This is a genomic window from Mesorhizobium sp. C372A (assembly GCF_030323245.1).
In the GTDB taxonomy this organism is placed as follows: Bacteria; Pseudomonadota; Alphaproteobacteria; order Rhizobiales; family Rhizobiaceae; genus Mesorhizobium.
The window spans coordinates 6,191,643-6,209,024 of the sequence record NZ_CP100475.1 but is presented as its reverse complement, the minus strand read 5'-3'; the positions used below and the strand labels follow the sequence as shown (position 1 = coordinate 6,209,024).

The window sequence follows — 17,382 nt, the reverse complement described above, 5'->3', positions numbered from 1 at the left end:
AGGCGGCAGGCTCGTCACTTTAGGCCGATTGAAAAGATGCGAGCATGTGGGTTGCGCCAACCGCCATCATGCGTGACCTCGGCCAATGTGATCGGCTGCGGGACCGAGCGCAGTGAGCAGCGCCTTGCCGCTTTCCAGCGTCGCATTCTCATGCGGCGCGCGCAGGTTGAGCCAGCGTTTGTCGCCGGAGCGCACCGCCAGCACGGCCTTCATTGCCGGGATCAGGCCTGCATCCTGGATCACCTTGCGGAACGCCCTGATCGCGGCGTCCGCTTCCGTGACGTCTTGGCCAGCGATCGTCGCGTCGTAGAGGGCGCGGATGGCCGCAGCGTTGAGATTGACGGTCGCGGAGATACAGCCCGCAGCACCACTGGCGAGCCCCTTGGTCAGTTGCGCCTCCGAGCTGGGGAACACCGCGACGTCGGGTGCGGCGGCAATCACCGCCGCCGTGTTGTTCCAGTCGCCGGCGCTATCCTTGTAGGCGACGACCGTCTCTGGAAACGCCGCGCTCAACCGGGCGGTCAGGGCAGGGCTTACCGGCACGCCGGAGTTCTGCGGGATGTGGTAGAGGATCATCTTCAGCGCCGGGTTGGCCACCCTTTCGATCAGCTCGCTGTAGTAGCGCGCCTGGCCATCGTCCCCGGCGGCCGTGTAGAAGAACGATGGCAGCACCATCACGGCGGCGCAGCCGAGGCCGACCGCGTGCTTCGACAGTTCGACGGTTTCGGGCAGTGCGGTGACGCCGGTGCCGGGCATCATGCGCCCCGGCGAAATGCCTGATGCAACCAGCCATTCCAGCGCCTGCATGCGCTCGTCGAGCGAGAGCGACAGTGCCTCGCCCGTGGTGCCGAACGGCGACAGCAAATGGGCGCCCTGGCCCAGCACCCATTTGGCATGTGAGATCCACAAGTCACGGGCAATGCGGCCATCGTTCTCGAACGGCGTCAGGATCGGGGCGATGGTTCCTTGCGGGCGGGGCATGTCGGTCCTTCCATCGGTGCTGGAAATCAGCTTGGCATAGAGCATACGTACGATGCGATCTGCCAGAGGCGATCTCTTGGGCCACCGCGCCGGCCGTGGGAAAACTTGCGGGTCATTGCCGCGAAATTCTGGCCCTTCGGTCTGCCGCAACCAGATGACGCCGGCGTCAATGGGTTGCAAATGGACCGGGGTTGCAAATGGACCAGGGTTGCAAGTGGACCAGCCAAGCCCGAAATGTCGAACAGAGACAGATCCGGAAACGGCATGCACCCACGATTGCTCAAGACCTTCCTCGCCGTGGCGCGGCACCGTAATATCACCCGCGCAGCGCGGGAGGTTCATCTGGCGCAGTCGAGCGTCAGCGACCAGATCCAGTCGCTGGAAAGCGAACTTGGCGTCGTCCTCTTCATCCGCTCGCGCCACGGCCTCGACCTGACGACGGCCGGCGACGCGCTGAAACCCTATGCGGAAGAGATTCTGCAACTGGCGGAGGAGGCGCGTATTGCCGTCGAGGCAACGACGGGAATGACCGCCGGAACGGTTACGGTCGGCGCGCTGGAGACGATTGCCACTGTCAAACTTCCGCAATGGCTGGCGGCCTTTCGAGGCGACCACCCGGAGATCGGTCTGCGGCTGAAAATCGCCGGCAGCGACGCCCTGCTGCGCCAGCTCGAAGAGAGCGAGATCGACGTCGCCTTCTGTTTCGACAAGAGCGGTCTGGACGAACGCTTGGCCAGGCGCACGATATCGGCCGAGCCGCTGGTCCTTGTCGCCTCGCCCGAAGATGCGGCCGCATCGCGACAGAACGACCTGGCCGCGCTCGCCGCGATGCGTTTCGTGGTGACGGAAACCGGATGCGTCTACCGGCATCTGTTCGACACTGCCTTTGCCGAGATGGCAGCGCCAGAACTTGCCGCCGAAGCGGGCAGCATCGGCGCCATTGCGGGCTTGGTGGCGACTGGTGTCGGCATGGGCCTGGTGCCGCGGCTGGCCGTTGCCGACGCGCTCGATCGCGGCGAGATCGTCGAATTGCCGTGGCCGGGGTCGGCCCGCACGGCGTCGCTGGTCATGGTCTGGCGCCGCCGGCGGGTTCAGCCGCCGGCGCTGAAACTGCTGCTGGCGGCCGCGGCCAGGAATTTCGCTGCGCTCAGATCAGCCGATGACCGCCCTCGACATGCAGAACCGTCCCTGTCGTAAAACCGTTGCCCATCAGAAAGGCGATGGCATCGGCAATGTCGTCCGGCTGTCCGACGCGGCCGACCGGCAGGCGCCTGGCCATTGCATCGAGCGTCTCGTCCTTCTTGTCGCCGGCCACAAAACTCCAGATCGGCGTGTCGACCCAGCCCGGCGAGACGGCGTTGACACGGACCGGCGCCAGCTCGACCGCCAGCGCCCGCACCAACCCTTCCAGCGCAGCGTTGACAGCGGCAACGACCGAGCCGCGCGCCGCCGGCCGGTAGGCGGCAATGCCTGAGGTGAAGGTGATGGAGCCGTTGGCCGAAAGCTGCGGCGCGCCATGCTTGGCGAGCAGCAGCGGCCCGTAGAATTTGCTTTCGACGACCCGCTGCGCCGCCTTCAGGTCGACTGAAGGCAATAGCTCATAGGCGCCTTCGATGTCGGCGGCGGTGCTGACAATATGGTCGAGCCGGCCAATTCGCTTGAACAGGTCAGCGACCTGATCCTCCCTGGCGATATCGGCCGCGACGGCGCTCAAAGCGGAAGGGTTCTGCAGCGCCTCGCCGGCACGCTTGAGCCTGGCTTCACTGCGGCTGACGATGATGACTTCGGCGCCTGAGTCCAGGCACCGCCTTGCCAACGCCAGCCCCATTCCGGAGCTGCCGCCAATGATAGCGATTTTCGATTTTGCGATGTCTGCCATGTTTCCGTTCCTGTCCTGAACCGCTCCGGCGAGAGTCGCAGACCGGCGGCAGGAGTGGAAACGGAAGAAAGCGATAGTGCCATCGGAGGCTCCGATGGCACTATCGTCGATAGGAACCGACGCGGGCCGCTCCGTCGAGTGCCCGCCTGTCAATGAAGTGCGCTCAGTAGCCGACCGTAAAGCGCTGCTTGATATGCGCCGGCTTTTCGATCTCGTCAGCCATGACGATGGCGTAGTCCTCGAAGGAAATGCTGCTGCCCTTGTCGGACGTCAGCAGCGTGTCCTTGCCGATGCGGTATTTGCCGGTCCGCTCGCCGGCGACGAACAGCGCCGAAGGCGACAGCAAGGTCCAGTCGAGATCGTCGACCGTCCGCAGCGTGTCGAGGAAGTCGGCGCCCTTCTGCGCCTCGGCCTTGTAGATATCAGGGAAGGTCGGCGTGTCGACCAGGCGCTTGCCGGGCGCAACCTCAAGGCTGCCGGCGCCGCCGACGACGAGGTAGCGTTTGACGCCGGAAGCACGCACGGCTGCGATGAGCGTATCGGGATCGCTGTCGAGGAAATGAACCGAGGAGATCACCGCGTCATGACCCTTGATCAGGGCGGCAAGGCCATCCTTGTCGAAGACGTCGCCCTTCTTGGCAGTCACGCCCGGAAGTGCCGCGATCTTGTCTGGATGCCGGGCAATGGCGGTGATGCTGTGCCCGCGATCGGAGAGTTCCTTAAGCAGGCGGGAGCCGACCTGGCCGGACGCGCCGATAAGTGCGATTTTCATGGGGATTTTCCTTTCGTCTGGGGAGAATTTCATCTGGGGAGAATTTCTGGGATTACGCCGCCTCGATGTGAGCGACGAGATTGTCGTAGCTGCCGAACAGCGCGTTGGCGCCGATCAGGCGCGGCGCCGTTTGGCCGATCACCGCCAGCGCGGGAACGCCATTGGCATGCAGCCGTTGGAACAACATCCGCCCGCGGCTGACCAGGTCGTGATGCTTCGCCAGAAACGGCTGCGTCGGCGCTTTCAAGAGCTTTGCCGCGTCGCTCATGCCGGCGTCGGTCAGTACCGCGGCGACGCCGTCAACCGTCACAATATCGCGGCCGTCGACATAGCGCGCATGCTGGATCGCCTTCAGTGCCGCAAGTTCCTGGCGCCAGTCGTCCAGCCCGGCGGCGTTGATGCCCATGGTGGCAGCGGAAGAATCGAGCAAGGTGCCGCTGACATTGAGCACATTGTCGAGATAGGCCTGGCTGAAGCGCTGTCCGCTCAGCCGCGCGATGCGCTGGTCATTGTCCCAGGCGTGGGCGGCAAAACCTGTATCCAGCGGCCGCGCGCCGGCACCGGAGAAAAGCCCCACCGGCAGCAGTTGGAGCGCGGTCCCGCCGGCGGCCAGTCGATCAAGCATCGGCGTGGCGCCATAGCACCAACCGCAGAGCGGGTCGAAAAGATAGGTTAGGGTTGCATTGGTCATGGCGGCCTCATTCTGTTGCCCGATAGATGACAGCTGGACCGCTTGCGAAAAATAGCGATCAATCATACAAACTGTCTGATAAAATCAGACAATGAGTGGCCTGTGACCGAACTCCTCAATCTCAATCGGCTCGTCTACTTCGCCACCGTGGTGGAGACCGGCTCGTTCACGGCCGCTGCCGACCGTCTCGATGTTGCCAAGGCTGTGGTCAGCCATCAGGTCGGCAAGCTCGAAGAAGAGCTTGGCGCCACGCTGTTGCGGCGCACGACCCGGCGCGTGACGGCGACCGAAGAGGGTCGTCTGTTCTATGACCGGACCGCGATCATCCTGCGCGAGGCGGAGGCAGCCTATGGCGACATTTCGCAGCGAGCGGCGCAGCCGACGGGGACGCTGCGGCTGACGGCGCCGCTCGATTATGGCGAGAAGGTCGTGGCGCCGACCATCGCCGCCTACATCAGAAAATACCCGAAAATGCGGGTCGAGACGATCTTCGACGATGCGGTCAGCAACCTGGTCGACGAGCAGATCGATCTTGGCATCCGCGTCGGCTGGCTTGCCGATTCCAGCAATCTGGCGCGGCGGCTGGGCAGCCTGCAGCAATTCGTCGTCGCCAGCCCGGAACTGGCCGCCAGGCTGCCTGGGGAAGCCAGCCCCAGGCAGGCGAAGTCGCTGCCCTGGGTCGGCAACGCCCAGTTGCGCGGGGTCGGCCAATGGCTGTTCTCGAGGGGCACGGAAACGGTGCTGGCCGAACTCAACCCCGTCGTCAGCTGCGACAAGACACCAGGCGTGCTGTCCTGCGTGCTGGCCGGCATCGGCCTCGGCATCTTTCCGGATTACAGTGTCGCCGACGACATTGCGCGCGGCCGGCTGGTGCGGGTGTTCGCGGACTGGACCTTGCCGTCCGGTGGCATCCATGCCGTCTTCCCGCCGGCGCGCTTCAGGCCGGCCAAGGTGCGCGCTTTCGTCGACCTCCTGGTTGCAGCCGAACGGCGGCGCGCGCGCAGTGCGGGCTGATTTCGGCACCGGCGGCAATGCCGGCGAGGGAACCTTTGTTCGGCAGGCGCTTTTGGATATGCTGCGATTCCGAACCGTCAGAAGGGGTACTGCCGATGACCACCAAGATCTTTGCGACCTGCATGCTCGCTCTCGCTGTCGGCTGCAGCCTGTCCACAGCGGCTGTCGCCAAGGACAAGCATCGCCATCGTCAGCCAGAACCCGAACGCTACGTCCCCGCCCATCGCGACATCATCTACGCCCTGTTCGGCGGCCCGCGCTACTATGACAAAATGCTGATCACCACGGCGGCCGGCCCGTGCTCTTACGACCGGGTCGGGCCGGACGCGAATGCGCTGAACAAGGTCAACGATCACCATTGCGGAAAGTAGATTGGTCCCAACGGCGGGGTTGTCCTGCGTCGCAGGTTTTACCGGCTGACGGCCGCCGCGAACTCGATAGAGACAGTCGATGACCGCTGATAAGAAATGGTCTCCGTCCGAAAAGAAAGTCGCCCGCACTGCCTATGACACAGCGTTGAAGGTGGCGCTCGACAAGACACTGGCTGAACTCAAGAGCAGGGCCCACGTTGCGGCAACGCCTTCCGAAATGTGGGATGTCGAAGACTTTCTGCGGCAGCAGCGACGGAAGATCGACCAGATGTTCGACTATCGCTATTCACAGCTAATACAGGTCTTCGCCAATCTCATCCGGCAAGGCTATCTCGAGGAGAGTCTCCTTGTTGGCTTGTCGGAAGACAAGCGGCAAACGATCCGAAAATACGCCAGCTGGAATCGCGAAGGGTAGGGGTCCTCTTCGGGGACCTTGGCGCTGCATTCAAAACTGGACCATTCACCATCTTCGCGCGCGCCGCGCAGCTCGAGTTCAGCCATGGCGTGCCTCCGTGGCATCGGCGGTCGCGCCTCTGTCCTTGTCGTCCTGCGCCATCGCCAGCGGCGCACCCGGTTCGCCTTCCCACAGGATCAGGCTGGCGGCGCCGATCAGCCCGGCGCGGTCGCCGAGTTCAGCCTGCACGATCGGCACGTCGCGATAGGCCGGCATCGCCCGCTGCTGGATGACCGCTCTGATCGACGGTGCGAGAAGGTCGAACCCGTTGGAAACGCCGCCTCCCATGACAATCAGATCGGGCGAATAGAGATGAAGCAGGTTGGTGAAGCCGATGCCCAGCCATTGTGCTTCCGCCTCGATCAGGTCGAGAGCGTTGGCGTCGCCGGCCTTGGCAGCCTCTACGACATGCCTGGCCGAGACGTCACCGTCATTTGACAGCCGTCGTAAGAGCGAGCCGTCGCCCGGCGCGGTCAGTCGCGTGGCGCGGCGGCCGAGCGCGGTTCCGGAGGCAACGGCCTCGAAGCAGCCGATGGCGCCGCAAAAGCAGCGGTCGCCTTCACCGGTGATGGTCATGTGGCCGATCTCGGCCGCCAGTCCGCGCCTGCCGTGATAGATGTGGCCATCGGCGACGACGCCGCCGCCAATGCCGGTCGATACGGTCACGAACACCAGCGATCCGCTGCCGCGTCCGGCGCCAAAACGCCATTCGCCGAGCGCCGCCGCATTGGCGTCATTCTCCAGCCGCACCGGCAAGCCGAAATGCTGCCCCAGAATGTCGATCAGCGGCACGTCGTGCCAGCCGGCCAGCGTCGGCGGCGCAATCACGATCCCCGCCTTGGGGTCGAGCGGTCCCGGTGCTCCGACGCCGATGCCGGCGACCTTTGCCTGCGGGTGTTCCCTAAGCAGCGTGCCTGCCAGAGCGACGATCTGGCCGATCACCGCCTCCGATCCCGCACCGGCAAGCGTCGGCGCTGAAGCATGGGCGACGATATTGCCATCGCTTTCGACCAGCGCACCGCGCAGCGCCGTGCCGCCGAGATCGAAGGCGAGCGCAATCTTGTTCATCAGGCGGCGACCTCCAGTCCGTGCAGCCAGGCCATGCGCCGGGCAAGGTCGGGATCGCCGAAGGCCAGCGAGCCCAGCACCACGGTCTGCGCACCTGCGGCGCGCAGCAAAGGCACTGTCTCATGGCGGATGCCGCCATCGGCGGCGAGCACGATGTCGGCCTCGCGGCCGGCTTTGCGCATCAGCGCGCGCGCCTCGATCAGGCGCGGACACGCTTGATCGGACAGGCTCTGGCCCTTGACGCCGATGGAAGTGCCGAGCAGCGTCACGAACGCCACTTCCGGCAGGAAGGGCGTGACGGCCGCGACCGGTGTTTCCAGCCGCAGCACCACGCCGGCCTCGGCCCCGAGTTCACGCGCCAGCCGCACGGCCCGCAGACCGGTCTCGCCGTTTTCGGCATGCACGCTGATCAGGTCGGCGCCGGCCTCGATGAACTGGCGCGTCTGTTCCTCGACGATCTCGGCTTCGACCATCAAATGGACATGGATAGGCTTCGCGGTGAGCTTGGCGATGCGCGCCACCAGGTCCGGGAAGAACAGAAAGCCAGGGGTGAATCGGGCGTCGGCGACGTCGATATGATGAACATCGGCATGGGTCTCGATGCGCTTCAAATCGCGCTCCATATTGGCGAGGTCGGCCGACCACAGCGAAAACTCGCCGATAAGCCGGTTGCGCGGCAGGGCGGCAAATGCGGCGGGGCCGGACAGGGGCTTGTTCGTCGTCATCGTCTCAGGCTCCGTAGCCGCGCATTGTCTGGCGGTTGGTTTTGACGGCGCCGGCAGGGTCGGCGGCGGCCGTTTCGGACTCTTCCTCCAGCACCAGCCAGCCGTTAAAATTGGGTGCAGCACCAGCGATCTCGATCACCTTCGCCGTGTCACAGACGCCCTGGCCGAGCATCGCCCAGGTTCCATTCGCGTCGACATCCTTCAGATGCACATAGCGGATGCGGTCGCGATAAGTGGTGAGCGTATCCGCCCAGTCCTGGCCACCGCGCAAGATGTGGCCGGTGTCGGGCACCCAGCCGACCAGCGAGGCGTCGAGCAGCCCGAAGATGCGGTCGTAGTCGGCGCGGTCGAACAGCAGCGTGTTGTGATGCGAGCTTGGATGCACCGCGACCTGGACGCCGGCCTCGCGCCCGAGCTCGCCGGCTTTGTTGTAGACCTCGGCGGCGATGGCAAACTTGTGGTCGCGCGGCCCGTCGGAAACGATCGTGGCCGAGCCCATCGACACCAGCGCGCCGGGAAAGGCGGCGGCGAAGTCGATCCAGCGTTTGGCGGTATCGAGGTCGGCGCCGATCTCATCCCTAAGCGTGAAACCGCTCTTCGAGCCGAAGGCGAAGGAGACGAGCGTCAGCCCGGATGACTTCAGCGCGGCGGCGAACTCCGTTGGCTTGCCGGCATAGCGGCCGATCATCGTGTCGGTGATCTCGATGCCGGCATAGCCGCCATCGGCGATCGCCTTGAGCAGATCGTCCGGGCCGCCGGCGAAGCGGTCGCCCAGCATTTCCCAGGTAAAGGTCTGGCAGCCGACTTTCAGGTCTTTCACGGTCATCCTTTCATTCCTTGATTCCACCTCGTTGGAGGGACATCCTACTTGACCGACCCTGCGGTCATGCCGGCGAGGAAGAATCTCTGGGCAACCAGGTAGATGACCAGGAGCGGCAGCGAGCCGAGCACGCTCATCGCCATCATCTGGTTCCATTCGAAGGCGTGTTGTCCCATCAACAGCTGGATGCCGATCGGGACGGTGCGCATGGACGTTGACTTCGTCAGCGTCAGCGCAAAGAGAAATTCGTTCCAGCACAACAGGAAGGTGTAGACCGACGTCGCCACGATACCGGGCAGTGAAATCGGCACGATCACCCGCCACAGCGCGGTCCAACTGGTGCCGCCGTCGACAGCCACCGCTTCATCGAGGTCGCGGGGCAAGGTGTTCAGATATCCCGTCATCAGCAGGATCGCATAGGGCAGCGTAAACACCAGATAGGTCAGGATCAGCGCGACATAGGTGTCGAAGATGCCATACGAGACGACAAGCCCGAAAAAGGGGATCAAAAGCGTGATCGGCGGGATCGTCTGCGTGCTGATGATGAGAGTGTTGAGGCTGCCCTTGCCGCGGAAATTGAAACGGCTGAACCCATAGGCCGCCAGCAAGGCGATCAGCACCGTCAGCACGGTCACCGCTCCGGCCACGAAGTAGCTGTTGAAGAAGAAGCGCAGCTTTACCGGGTCGCCCAGGATGGCCGCATACGCTTCCAGCGTGAAGGCCTTCGGCAGGACGGTTGGTGGCAGGGCAAAGATTTCGGTGTTCGACTTGAACGAGCTGCTCAGCATCCAGTAGATCGGGAAGGCCGCGAAAAAGAGCCCTGCGGCAAGCGCGACATGGAGCGCGGCGGTGATCAGCCTGTCTTTGGGCGTGTGCATTTTCCTCATGTGACTACCGAGCCTTTTGATAGCGGATGTAGAACAGCGTCAGGCCGAGAGAGATCAGCAGGATGACCACGGCGCTCGCCGAGGCCTGCGACAGGTTGTAGCTCGAAAACGCCAGCTTGTACGTGTAGGTGCTGAGGACCTCGGTCGAGTAGATCGGACCGCCACCCGTCGTTATCCAGATCAATGGAAAGACCTGCATGGTCCAGATGAAGTCGAGCAGCGAGATGCTGATGATGATCGGCATCAGCTGCGGAATGGTGATGAAGATCAGCTTCTGGTAGGCCTTCGCGCCGTCGATATCGGCGGCCTCGTAGAAATCCTTGGGAATGCCCTGCAAGCCTGCGAGCAGGCTGACCATGAAAAGCGGGTAGCCCGCCCAGATATTGGCGAAGGTGACGGCGTGCAGCGCGGTCGCGGGCGAGGAAAACCACTCGACCTTGGAACCGATGATGCCGATCTGCATGAGAACACTGTTCACGACACCATTCGGCTCAAGCAGAAGGCGCCAGATCACCGCGATAATCACCGCGGTGAACAGCCAGGGCAGTATGTACAGCACGCGCAGGATGTTGCGCAGCGTCGGATTGATGCGGTCGCTGTTCAGCATGAGTGCGAAGAGCATGCCGATGGTCATATGGAAGACGACACTCATGCAGGTGAAGTAGAGCGTGTGCCACAGCGAGGCCCAGAACACCGGATCGGCAAAGATCGCCTGGTAGTGTTTCAATCCGGCAAAGGACGGGTCGCGACGCAGCACCGCGCTGTTCTGGAACGAATATCCAATCACCGTCACCATCGGCAGCAGCATCAGAAGGCCGATCATGAGGAGCGAGGGTGACAGATAGAGATAGGGTGCGACCGCTCGTTTCAGTCGATCGTGGGAGCGCTTCTGCCCGGTCATGTGCCACCCCTGGGGTATGCCTTCAAGAGGAAGGTGCGCTTCGCAAACAGGTCCATCTCAAATTGCCGATCCGTTGTTGACGGGTGGCCTGGCCGAGGCCGGGCCACCCGGCGGAAGATAGCAAACGGGAACAGGCAGCTCAGAATTTCTCCACCCAGCCCTTTTGAGCGTTGGCTGCGGCTTGTTCCGGAGACTGCTCGCCGGCGAGCATCTTCTGGGCTTCCACATCGAACTTAGTCATCAGGTCTTCGGCCACCGGCAGCCCCGTGAACTCGTTGGCGAGATAGCCGGTCTTGAAGATTTCGAAAGCCTTGGCGAAAGCCTTGTCCGAGGTCACGAAATCGGGCTTGGCGTTGACGTTGCCCGGGAAGGCGTTTGCAAGCGACACGAGCTTGGCATTCACCTTTTCACTCATCAGATATTGGACGAGCTTCCAGGCTTCATCCTGATGTTTCGAGGCGGCGGAGATGCCGATGCCCCAGGAGGCATAGGGAAGGCCGCGCTTGCCGTTGTAGTCCGCCACGACCGGGACCGGGATGAGGTCGAAGTTCAGCTTGGGATTGCGTTTGCGGATGAGATTCACATGCGCGAGCGAGTCGATCATCATTCCGACCCGATCGTTGACGAATTCCTCGACCTTTTCCTGCTCGGTCTTGGTGGCAATGCCGGGCGAGATGACGCCGGCGTCGTTCAGCGATTTGACGAAAGTGAGCATATCGACGACCGGCTTGCCCTCGAGAGCCGGCTTGCCTTCAACCATCATCGATTGACCCGAGGCCCAGACCCACGACATCAGGTCGTTCTGGACACCGGACGGCGTTTGCAGCGACAGGGGCAGCACCCAGCCATACTGGTTCTTGTCGGCATGGGTCATCTTCTTGGCGGCTTCGAGAAACTCCGCGCGGGTCGACGGCAGCTTGGTGACGCCTGCCTGGGCGGCGAGGTCCAGATTGACGAAGACCGGATAGACGAACGAAGCCACGGGAAACATCACCGCCTTGCCGTCCACCTTGATGATATCCGCGACCTGGGTCTTGTCAAACCCGCTCGCATCCATCATCGGGTTCATGTCGGCCAGCGCACCCTGCGCGTTCAGAATGTTCACCCAGGCGCCGTCGAGACCGACGACGTCGCTGAGCGTTCCGGTTGCGGCGCCGACCGAGATCTGGTCTCGCGTAGTCGCATAGGGACCGCTGACCAGCGTCACCTTGATGCCGGGGTTTGCAGCCTCGAAGTCGTTCATGATTGCCCTGAGCGATCCCGCCGGCAATTCGGGCTCCCACCATTGGGTGAATTCCAGCGTCGTGTCCGCCATGGCGCCGGTTGCACCAAGCAACCATGCGGCCGCGGCTATTTTCAGCATCGCGGGTCGTATCCGAAACATCATTTTCTCCTCCTTCTTCAAGGTCGGCCGCACAATGCGGACGATCGTCTGTTCATTCAGAAGCCTTCTTGTATCTTCCGCAGGCACCTCGCTCCCGCCCGCGGTCTTCCGCAGATCTTCAGATCGCCAGATGCGTTTCGGGATCGAAGAAATGGAACTTGGCATCATCCACGGCCAACCGGATTTCCGAGCCGGAGCGGACGGCGCTGATCGGCTCGAACCTCGCCACCGCGTTCGACGCCAGGCCGAAATCGTCCACCGCATCCGGATCGCCGGAGTCCACCCGGACCGCGTCGATGTTCATGTGGACGATCTGTTCGGAGCCGAGTTCCTCGATCGAGGTCACCCTGGCCGGTATCGTCTGATACTTGCGACCGGATTCAAGGCTGCTGTCATAAAGATCCTCCGGTCTGATCCCGAACACGACCTTGCGCCCCGCATACGACCTCAAGGCCGGCCTGCGCACGAAGGCTGCATCCTGCAGCCGGACGGCGAAGTCGCGAAAAGCGAGCTCGCCGCCCTTCAGGGTCGCCTCGAAAAGGTTCATCGAAGGAGAGCCGATGAAGCCGGCAACGAAGGCGTTAACCGGCGATTCATAGAGCCTCTTGGGTGTGTCGACCTGCTGCAGCACACCGCCTTTCAACACCGCGACTCTGTCGCCCATCGTCATCGCTTCGATCTGATCGTGGGTCACGTAAATGGTCGTGACGCCGAGCTGCTTTTGCAGGCTGGTGATTTCGGCGCGCATTTGCACACGCAGTTTCGCATCCAGATTGGAAAGCGGCTCGTCCATGAGAAAGGCGGCCGGCTCGCGCACCATGGCGCGGCCCATGGCAACCCGTTGACGCTGCCCGCCTGACAGGTTCGCGGGTTTGCTGTCCAGCAAAGACGTCAGCTGAAGAGTTTTGGCGATCTCGTCCACGCGCTTCTTGCGCTCGGCCTTCGGCTTGCCTGCCAGCCGCATCGAAAAGGCGATGTTTTCGGATACCGTCATATGCGGGTAGAGCGCGTAGCTCTGGAACACCATCGCGATGTCGCGGTCCTTGGGCGGCATGTCGACGACGTCGACCCCGCCGATCCGAAGGCTGCCGCTGGTGATGTCTTCCAACCCCGCGATCATTCGCAACGCCGTGGATTTGCCGCAGCCGGAAGGCCCGACGAGGATCAAGAACTCGCCGTCCTTGACCGACAGGTTCAACTGGTCGATTGCGCGAAAACTGTTCCCGTAGGTTTTGCAGATCTTCTCAAGAATGACTTCTGCCATATTCCTGCCTCCACAAGTATAAGCCCTGATTTTTATGATTCTCCTGGGCTTGTGTTCGCCTGCGAAATGTTTCGTCGGATCGTTTCAGGTCATACTCCAGCATCCACATGCGCATTTTTCAGGTCGACTGCTGACGGCGCGTTCGCCGATGCCAGGAGTTGCGTGACCTGGTCCTCGGTCGGAAGCGCCTCGCGCCCGCCACGCCCCGTTATCGAAACGGCCGCCGCCGCGGCCGCGAATGCGATCCGGCCCGCGGTGTCGGCTCCGCGCGTCAACGCATGGGCATAGGCGCCATGAAAGCAGTCACCCGCGCCCGTGGAGTCGACGACCGCAACCCGGTGCGGGGGCAGGTGCCAGAGACCTGTCTCTTCACGGCCGCGATAGTACACACCCCTGCCTCCATCGGTCAGAACCACGGCGGATCGCGATGGCAACCACAAGGCATCGAGCATCTCGGCAGGCGATCGGCGCCCCGTGGCAGTCCGTGCAAAGCTAAGTGGAAGAATGAGATGGTCGCAGAGCGCGATCAGCCGTTCCGTGGCGGGACCGCTGCTCCATTCGATGTCGCCCAGGATCGCAAGGCCGAGATCGCGAGCCCGAGCCACGACATCCAGCGACCCGGTCGCATAGCTATCGACGATCAGGACGGTCGCGCGGCTGAGGATATCGTCCGGAAAGTCCGGAGCGGTGCCCAGCATCGCATCGTCGTCATACGCGATGAACCGTTCCCCATCCGAGCCGACGGTGATCCGCGAGTGCACCGGGCGCGCGTCGGGATGGCGCGGCGCGAATGCGGTTTCGATACCGCTCGCCACGAGATCGAGCAGAACGGCGTCGTCCGCGGCACTGGCCAGCCATCCGACGAAACCGGCGGTTCCGCCGAGCCGCGCGACGGCGGCAAGCGCCGTCGCGACATTTCCCCCGAAAGCGCGGGTACTTTGCAGAACCTTACCCTTGCCCGCCGACAATGGCTGATCGACGTAGACGATGTCGTCTATCGCAATAGCGCCGAAGCCGAGGGTGGCGGGGATGGTGGGCATCGTTCAGGCGCCCGCCTTCGCCAAGGCGTCTTGCGCCGAAAGGCCGTCATGGATGACGCCGCGAAAGGCAAGCGCTGCCTTCTCCGGATCGCCGTGCCCCCAGAGATTGCGGCCTACCACGGCGCCGCGCGCGCCGGCACGGATGGCGTCCGCCGTCTGCTGAAGCGCGCCGAGCAGCGTATCGGTCTTTGGCCCCCCCGCGATGACAACCGGCACCGGGCAGGTCCGGACGGTCTCTTTGAATGACTCGAAATCCCCGGTGTAGCCGATCTTGATCACGTCGACGCCGGACTCGTAGCCGATGCGCGCCGCGTAGGCGATCTCGTCGGGGGTGAAGACGATTTTTGCCCCATCGGTGAAGTCGCGAGGGTAGATATGCGCCACCACGGGCATGCCGTAGCGGGCTGCTGCATTCACCGAATCGGTCAGCCAGCGTATGTATTTGCCCTCCGTCGCGCCGCGCACCGGAATGGCCACGGCCAACGCATCGGCGCCCGCCCGCACCGCATCCTCGGGCGTCGCGATCAACTCGCTGATGCGATCGTCCGCAGTGAAGCAGCCCGCCTGAATCACCAGGGAAGCTTTGCCCGCATATTGCGGCCACAGATGGCGCGCGGTGCCAGGCTGGATGCTGACGTAGTCGGGTTTGCCCGCCATGACGCGTGCGAGCGCACCCGGCAGGTCGGCAAGGCCGCCTTTGCGCACGTCGCCATAGCCGACGAAGTGGTCGACCGCGCCGCCAAAAAGGTTCCCCGATGGATGCGAGAAGAGGCGCGCGAGACGCACCTTGGTTCCTAGGCTCATGAGTCCAAAATTCCCTGATCGGTTGATTTAAAAAAGCTCAATCCAGTGTTTCCGAAAGAAAAAGGAAAAACAATCTTTCGAAAGCTTTCGAATCTGCATATTTCCGGTAAGGTGAGCCGAGGCCGGCGCGATTGCTCGGCGCAGGCAAGGGCCGGGCAATGTTGTCGGAGCAGAGACGCCAATCGATCCTGGGCGAGGTGCAACGCAGCGGACAGGTTCGCATCAAGGACCTGTCGGACGGGTTTGGCGTGTCGGAGGTAACGGTGCGCTCCGACCTCGAAATACTGGACCGCAAGGGACTGCTGACCAAGACCCGTGGAGGAGCGGTGACCCGGACTACCGATTCGACGACGGCCGCGTTCGCCCGCCGGATGCAAACGAACCTCGACGCAAAGAAGCGCATCGCCCGGGCGGCGCTGGACCTGTTCGAGGACAACCAATCGGTCATCTTCGACGGTGGCTCGACCTTGATGCAGCTTGCCATGCAGTTACCGCCGCTCAGCAATGTCGTGGTCGCGGCCACGGCCATGAATATCGTGCAGCATCTTATGCATCGTCCCGGGCTCGACGTTCATATGATCGGCGGCCGGGTCTATCCCGACACGGTGAGCACGCTGATCACCGATGCCGATACGGCTCTCGGCGGCCTGGTAGCGCACCAGGTCTTTGTTGGGGCGCATGCGATAGACTCGTCACTGGATGTGGTCGACGTGAACGAAGACATGGCGCGGACGAAGCGAAACCTCGTTCGCATGGCCCGGCGCGTTGTCTTGCTCGCCGATTCGAGCAAATGGGGCGTCAGCGGGACGTCCAAGGCATTTTCGCTGTCGGCCGTCGATGTGGTGATCACCGACGATGGCCTGCCCGGTCCAATACGCGGTGAGCTTGATAGGGTCGGGGCCAAGGTGATCTATGCCTGAAGCCGTCCCGGTCTCTGATGCGCGACGGAAGACGCGCATGACCCACGGGCTTCGCAGCGGCCGTCGGCCGTTTTTCATGCCGGTCATGTTCTCCTCCTCGCGCTGGCGGCCTCCCAATGCGCGCCAGAATTATCATAAGCTCTATAAAAATCTTACGCGCGTCAACATTTAAAATCCTGTATAGCGGATTGCGGGGGGGCGTGGGAACTGCAACGGTTCGTGCAGCATGCCCTTGGCTTCGGAGGAAAGCTGGAAATGCACGGAAAGTCAGAGACAAAGCTCGGCATCGGTGTCATCGGCTGCGGCAACATCTCGATGACCTATCTGCGCAATGCAGCTCTCTTCGGTGGTGTCGAGCTACGCGCCTGCGCCGACATTTCCGCTGACATGGCCGAGCTGCGCGCCAGCGAATACGGCATCCGAGCGATTGGCGTCGACACGCTGCTCGCCGACCCCGACATCGACCTCGTGCTGAACCTGACCATCCCGGCGGCGCATTTCGACATTTCGTTGTCAGCGCTCTCGGCGGGCAAGCATGTCTTCACCGAAAAGCCGCTGGCAACCTCTGCCGCCGACGGCCGCCGGCTTGTCGCCGAGGCGGCCAAGCGCGGCCTGCTGATCGGCTCGGCGCCGGACACATTCCTGGGTGCAGCCGGCCGCCGCGCGCGCCGGCTGATGGATGCCGGCGCCATCGGCAAGCCGGTGACCGGCACCGCTTTCATGATGGGGCGCGGCATGGAGCATTGGCATCCCAATCCGCAATTCTATTATCAGCCCGGCGGCGGTCCGGTGTTCGACATGGGTCCCTATTACCTGACCGTGCTGGTCAATCTGCTCGGGCCGGTCGAGCGCGTCATGGCGATGGCGACGCGCGGCCAGGAGGAGAGGCTGATCACGGCCGACGGGCCGTTCAAGAACACGACATTCAAGGTCGGCACGCCGACCAACATAATGTCGCTGCTCGAATTCCGCTCGGGCGCCACCGTCACCTTCGGCGCCTCATGGGATGTGTTCAAACACTCCAACCATCCGATCGAACTGCACGGGACCGAAGGCTCGCTCAGGCTGCCCGATCCCGACACGTTCGGCGGCACGGTCTCGCTGTCGGAACGTGGCGCCGACTGGGCCGATTTCGCCAGCGAGAGCGAACTCTACGGCGCCCGCAACTGGCCCTATGCGGCGCCCGACCGCGCCAATTACCGCATGCTCGGCGTCGCCGATCTGGCGCGCGCGCTAGCCACGGGCAGAAAGCCGCGCGCCTCCGGTGAGCTGGCGCTGCATGTGCTTGAGATCATGGAGGCGATCCTGGCTTCGGGCGAAAGCCGTGGCTCGGTTGCCGTCAACGGCACGGTCGACCAGCCGCCGCTGCTTGGCGAAGACGAAGCCGCAACCCTGCTTGCCTGACGG

At 63.3% G+C, this 17,382-nt stretch carries 19 protein-coding genes; 6 read left to right on the top strand and 13 right to left on the bottom strand.

Annotated elements, in window-relative coordinates; translation table 11 throughout:
- Positions 1-66: 66 nt before the first annotated feature.
- Positions 67-981 (bottom strand): dihydrodipicolinate synthase family protein, encoded by a 915-nt coding sequence (locus NLY42_RS29970; RefSeq protein WP_023692224.1) that lies wholly within the window; start codon positions 979-981, stop codon positions 67-69.
- A 264-nt stretch (positions 982-1,245) separates the two neighbouring features.
- Between NLY42_RS29970 and NLY42_RS29965 the strand changes: the two genes are divergently transcribed.
- On the top strand, positions 1,246-2,178 hold the full coding sequence (locus NLY42_RS29965) for a LysR family transcriptional regulator (RefSeq protein ID WP_023753995.1): 933 nt from the start codon (positions 1,246-1,248) through the stop codon (positions 2,176-2,178).
- Here NLY42_RS29965 and NLY42_RS29960 read toward each other — a convergent pair.
- From NLY42_RS29960 to NLY42_RS29950, 3 genes are all read right to left on the bottom strand, one after another.
- On the bottom strand, positions 2,129-2,860 hold the full coding sequence (locus NLY42_RS29960; RefSeq protein ID WP_023753996.1) for an SDR family oxidoreductase: 732 nt from the start codon (positions 2,858-2,860) through the stop codon (positions 2,129-2,131). The genes NLY42_RS29965 and NLY42_RS29960 overlap by 50 nt on opposite strands.
- Positions 2,861-3,023: 163 nt before the next feature.
- Entirely contained in the window at positions 3,024-3,632 is a 609-nt protein-coding gene (locus tag NLY42_RS29955; RefSeq protein ID WP_023667893.1) for an NAD(P)-dependent oxidoreductase, read from the bottom strand.
- Between the two features lie 52 nt (positions 3,633-3,684).
- Positions 3,685-4,323 carry a DsbA family protein gene (locus NLY42_RS29950; protein WP_023740596.1) on the bottom strand — a complete coding sequence of 213 codons (639 nt, stop codon included), beginning with the start codon at positions 4,321-4,323 and terminating at the stop codon, positions 3,685-3,687.
- Between the two features lie 102 nt (positions 4,324-4,425).
- Here NLY42_RS29950 and NLY42_RS29945 point away from each other — a divergent pair, with 102 nt between their 5' ends.
- The 3 genes from NLY42_RS29945 to frp all read left to right on the top strand — a co-directional run bounded on the left by NLY42_RS29945 (position 4,426) and on the right by frp (position 6,123).
- Positions 4,426-5,337, top strand: a complete 912-nt coding sequence (locus NLY42_RS29945; RefSeq protein ID WP_023699792.1) for a LysR substrate-binding domain-containing protein — start codon at positions 4,426-4,428, stop codon at positions 5,335-5,337.
- Between the two features lie 95 nt (positions 5,338-5,432).
- Positions 5,433-5,708, top strand: a complete 276-nt coding sequence (locus NLY42_RS29940) for a hypothetical protein (protein ID WP_023753997.1) — start codon at positions 5,433-5,435, stop codon at positions 5,706-5,708.
- Positions 5,709-5,787: 79 nt separating this feature from the next.
- Positions 5,788-6,123: a fluorescence recovery protein gene (gene frp, locus NLY42_RS29935; protein WP_023753998.1), complete on the top strand. Its 336-nt coding sequence runs from the start codon at positions 5,788-5,790 to the stop codon at positions 6,121-6,123.
- A 78-nt stretch (positions 6,124-6,201) separates the two neighbouring features.
- Here frp and NLY42_RS29930 read toward each other — a convergent pair whose 3' ends face one another.
- The 9 genes from NLY42_RS29930 to NLY42_RS29890 all read right to left on the bottom strand — a co-directional run bounded on the left by NLY42_RS29930 (position 6,202) and on the right by NLY42_RS29890 (position 15,055).
- On the bottom strand, positions 6,202-7,230 hold the full coding sequence (locus NLY42_RS29930; RefSeq protein WP_023753999.1) for an ROK family protein: 1,029 nt from the start codon (positions 7,228-7,230) through the stop codon (positions 6,202-6,204).
- Positions 7,230-7,955, bottom strand: a complete 726-nt coding sequence (locus tag NLY42_RS29925; RefSeq protein WP_031244424.1) for a ribulose-phosphate 3-epimerase — start codon at positions 7,953-7,955, stop codon at positions 7,230-7,232. Before NLY42_RS29925 ends, NLY42_RS29930 begins: the two co-directional genes overlap by 1 nt.
- Before the next feature lie 4 nt (positions 7,956-7,959).
- Positions 7,960-8,781: a sugar phosphate isomerase/epimerase family protein gene (locus tag NLY42_RS29920; RefSeq protein ID WP_023754001.1), complete on the bottom strand. Its 822-nt coding sequence runs from the start codon at positions 8,779-8,781 to the stop codon at positions 7,960-7,962.
- Between the two features lie 38 nt (positions 8,782-8,819).
- The gene (locus tag NLY42_RS29915; protein WP_023686993.1) at positions 8,820-9,662 is read right to left on the bottom strand and encodes a carbohydrate ABC transporter permease; all 843 of its coding nucleotides are present in this window, start codon (positions 9,660-9,662) and stop codon (positions 8,820-8,822) included.
- A 4-nt stretch (positions 9,663-9,666) separates the two neighbouring features.
- Positions 9,667-10,563 carry a carbohydrate ABC transporter permease gene (locus NLY42_RS29910; RefSeq protein ID WP_023754002.1) on the bottom strand — a complete coding sequence of 299 codons (897 nt, stop codon included), beginning with the start codon at positions 10,561-10,563 and terminating at the stop codon, positions 9,667-9,669.
- A 139-nt stretch (positions 10,564-10,702) separates the two neighbouring features.
- On the bottom strand, positions 10,703-11,950 hold the full coding sequence (locus NLY42_RS29905) for an ABC transporter substrate-binding protein (protein ID WP_023754003.1): 1,248 nt from the start codon (positions 11,948-11,950) through the stop codon (positions 10,703-10,705).
- 115 nt (positions 11,951-12,065) lie between these two features.
- Complete coding sequence (locus tag NLY42_RS29900; RefSeq protein WP_023686996.1) at positions 12,066-13,211, bottom strand: ABC transporter ATP-binding protein; 1,146 nt, start codon at positions 13,209-13,211, stop codon at positions 12,066-12,068.
- Between the two features lie 89 nt (positions 13,212-13,300).
- The gene (locus NLY42_RS29895; RefSeq protein ID WP_023754004.1) at positions 13,301-14,251 is read right to left on the bottom strand and encodes a PfkB family carbohydrate kinase; all 951 of its coding nucleotides are present in this window, start codon (positions 14,249-14,251) and stop codon (positions 13,301-13,303) included.
- A gap of 3 nt (positions 14,252-14,254) precedes the next feature.
- Positions 14,255-15,055: a beta/alpha barrel domain-containing protein gene (locus NLY42_RS29890; protein WP_023667906.1), complete on the bottom strand. Its 801-nt coding sequence runs from the start codon at positions 15,053-15,055 to the stop codon at positions 14,255-14,257.
- A 158-nt stretch (positions 15,056-15,213) separates the two neighbouring features.
- Between NLY42_RS29890 and NLY42_RS29885 the strand changes: the two genes are divergently transcribed.
- Positions 15,214-15,975, top strand: a complete 762-nt coding sequence (locus NLY42_RS29885) for a DeoR/GlpR family DNA-binding transcription regulator (protein WP_023682641.1) — start codon at positions 15,214-15,216, stop codon at positions 15,973-15,975.
- A 255-nt stretch (positions 15,976-16,230) separates the two neighbouring features.
- Positions 16,231-17,379 carry a Gfo/Idh/MocA family protein gene (locus NLY42_RS29880; RefSeq protein WP_023754006.1) on the top strand — a complete coding sequence of 383 codons (1,149 nt, stop codon included), beginning with the start codon at positions 16,231-16,233 and terminating at the stop codon, positions 17,377-17,379.
- The last annotated feature ends 3 nt before the right edge of the window (positions 17,380-17,382 follow it).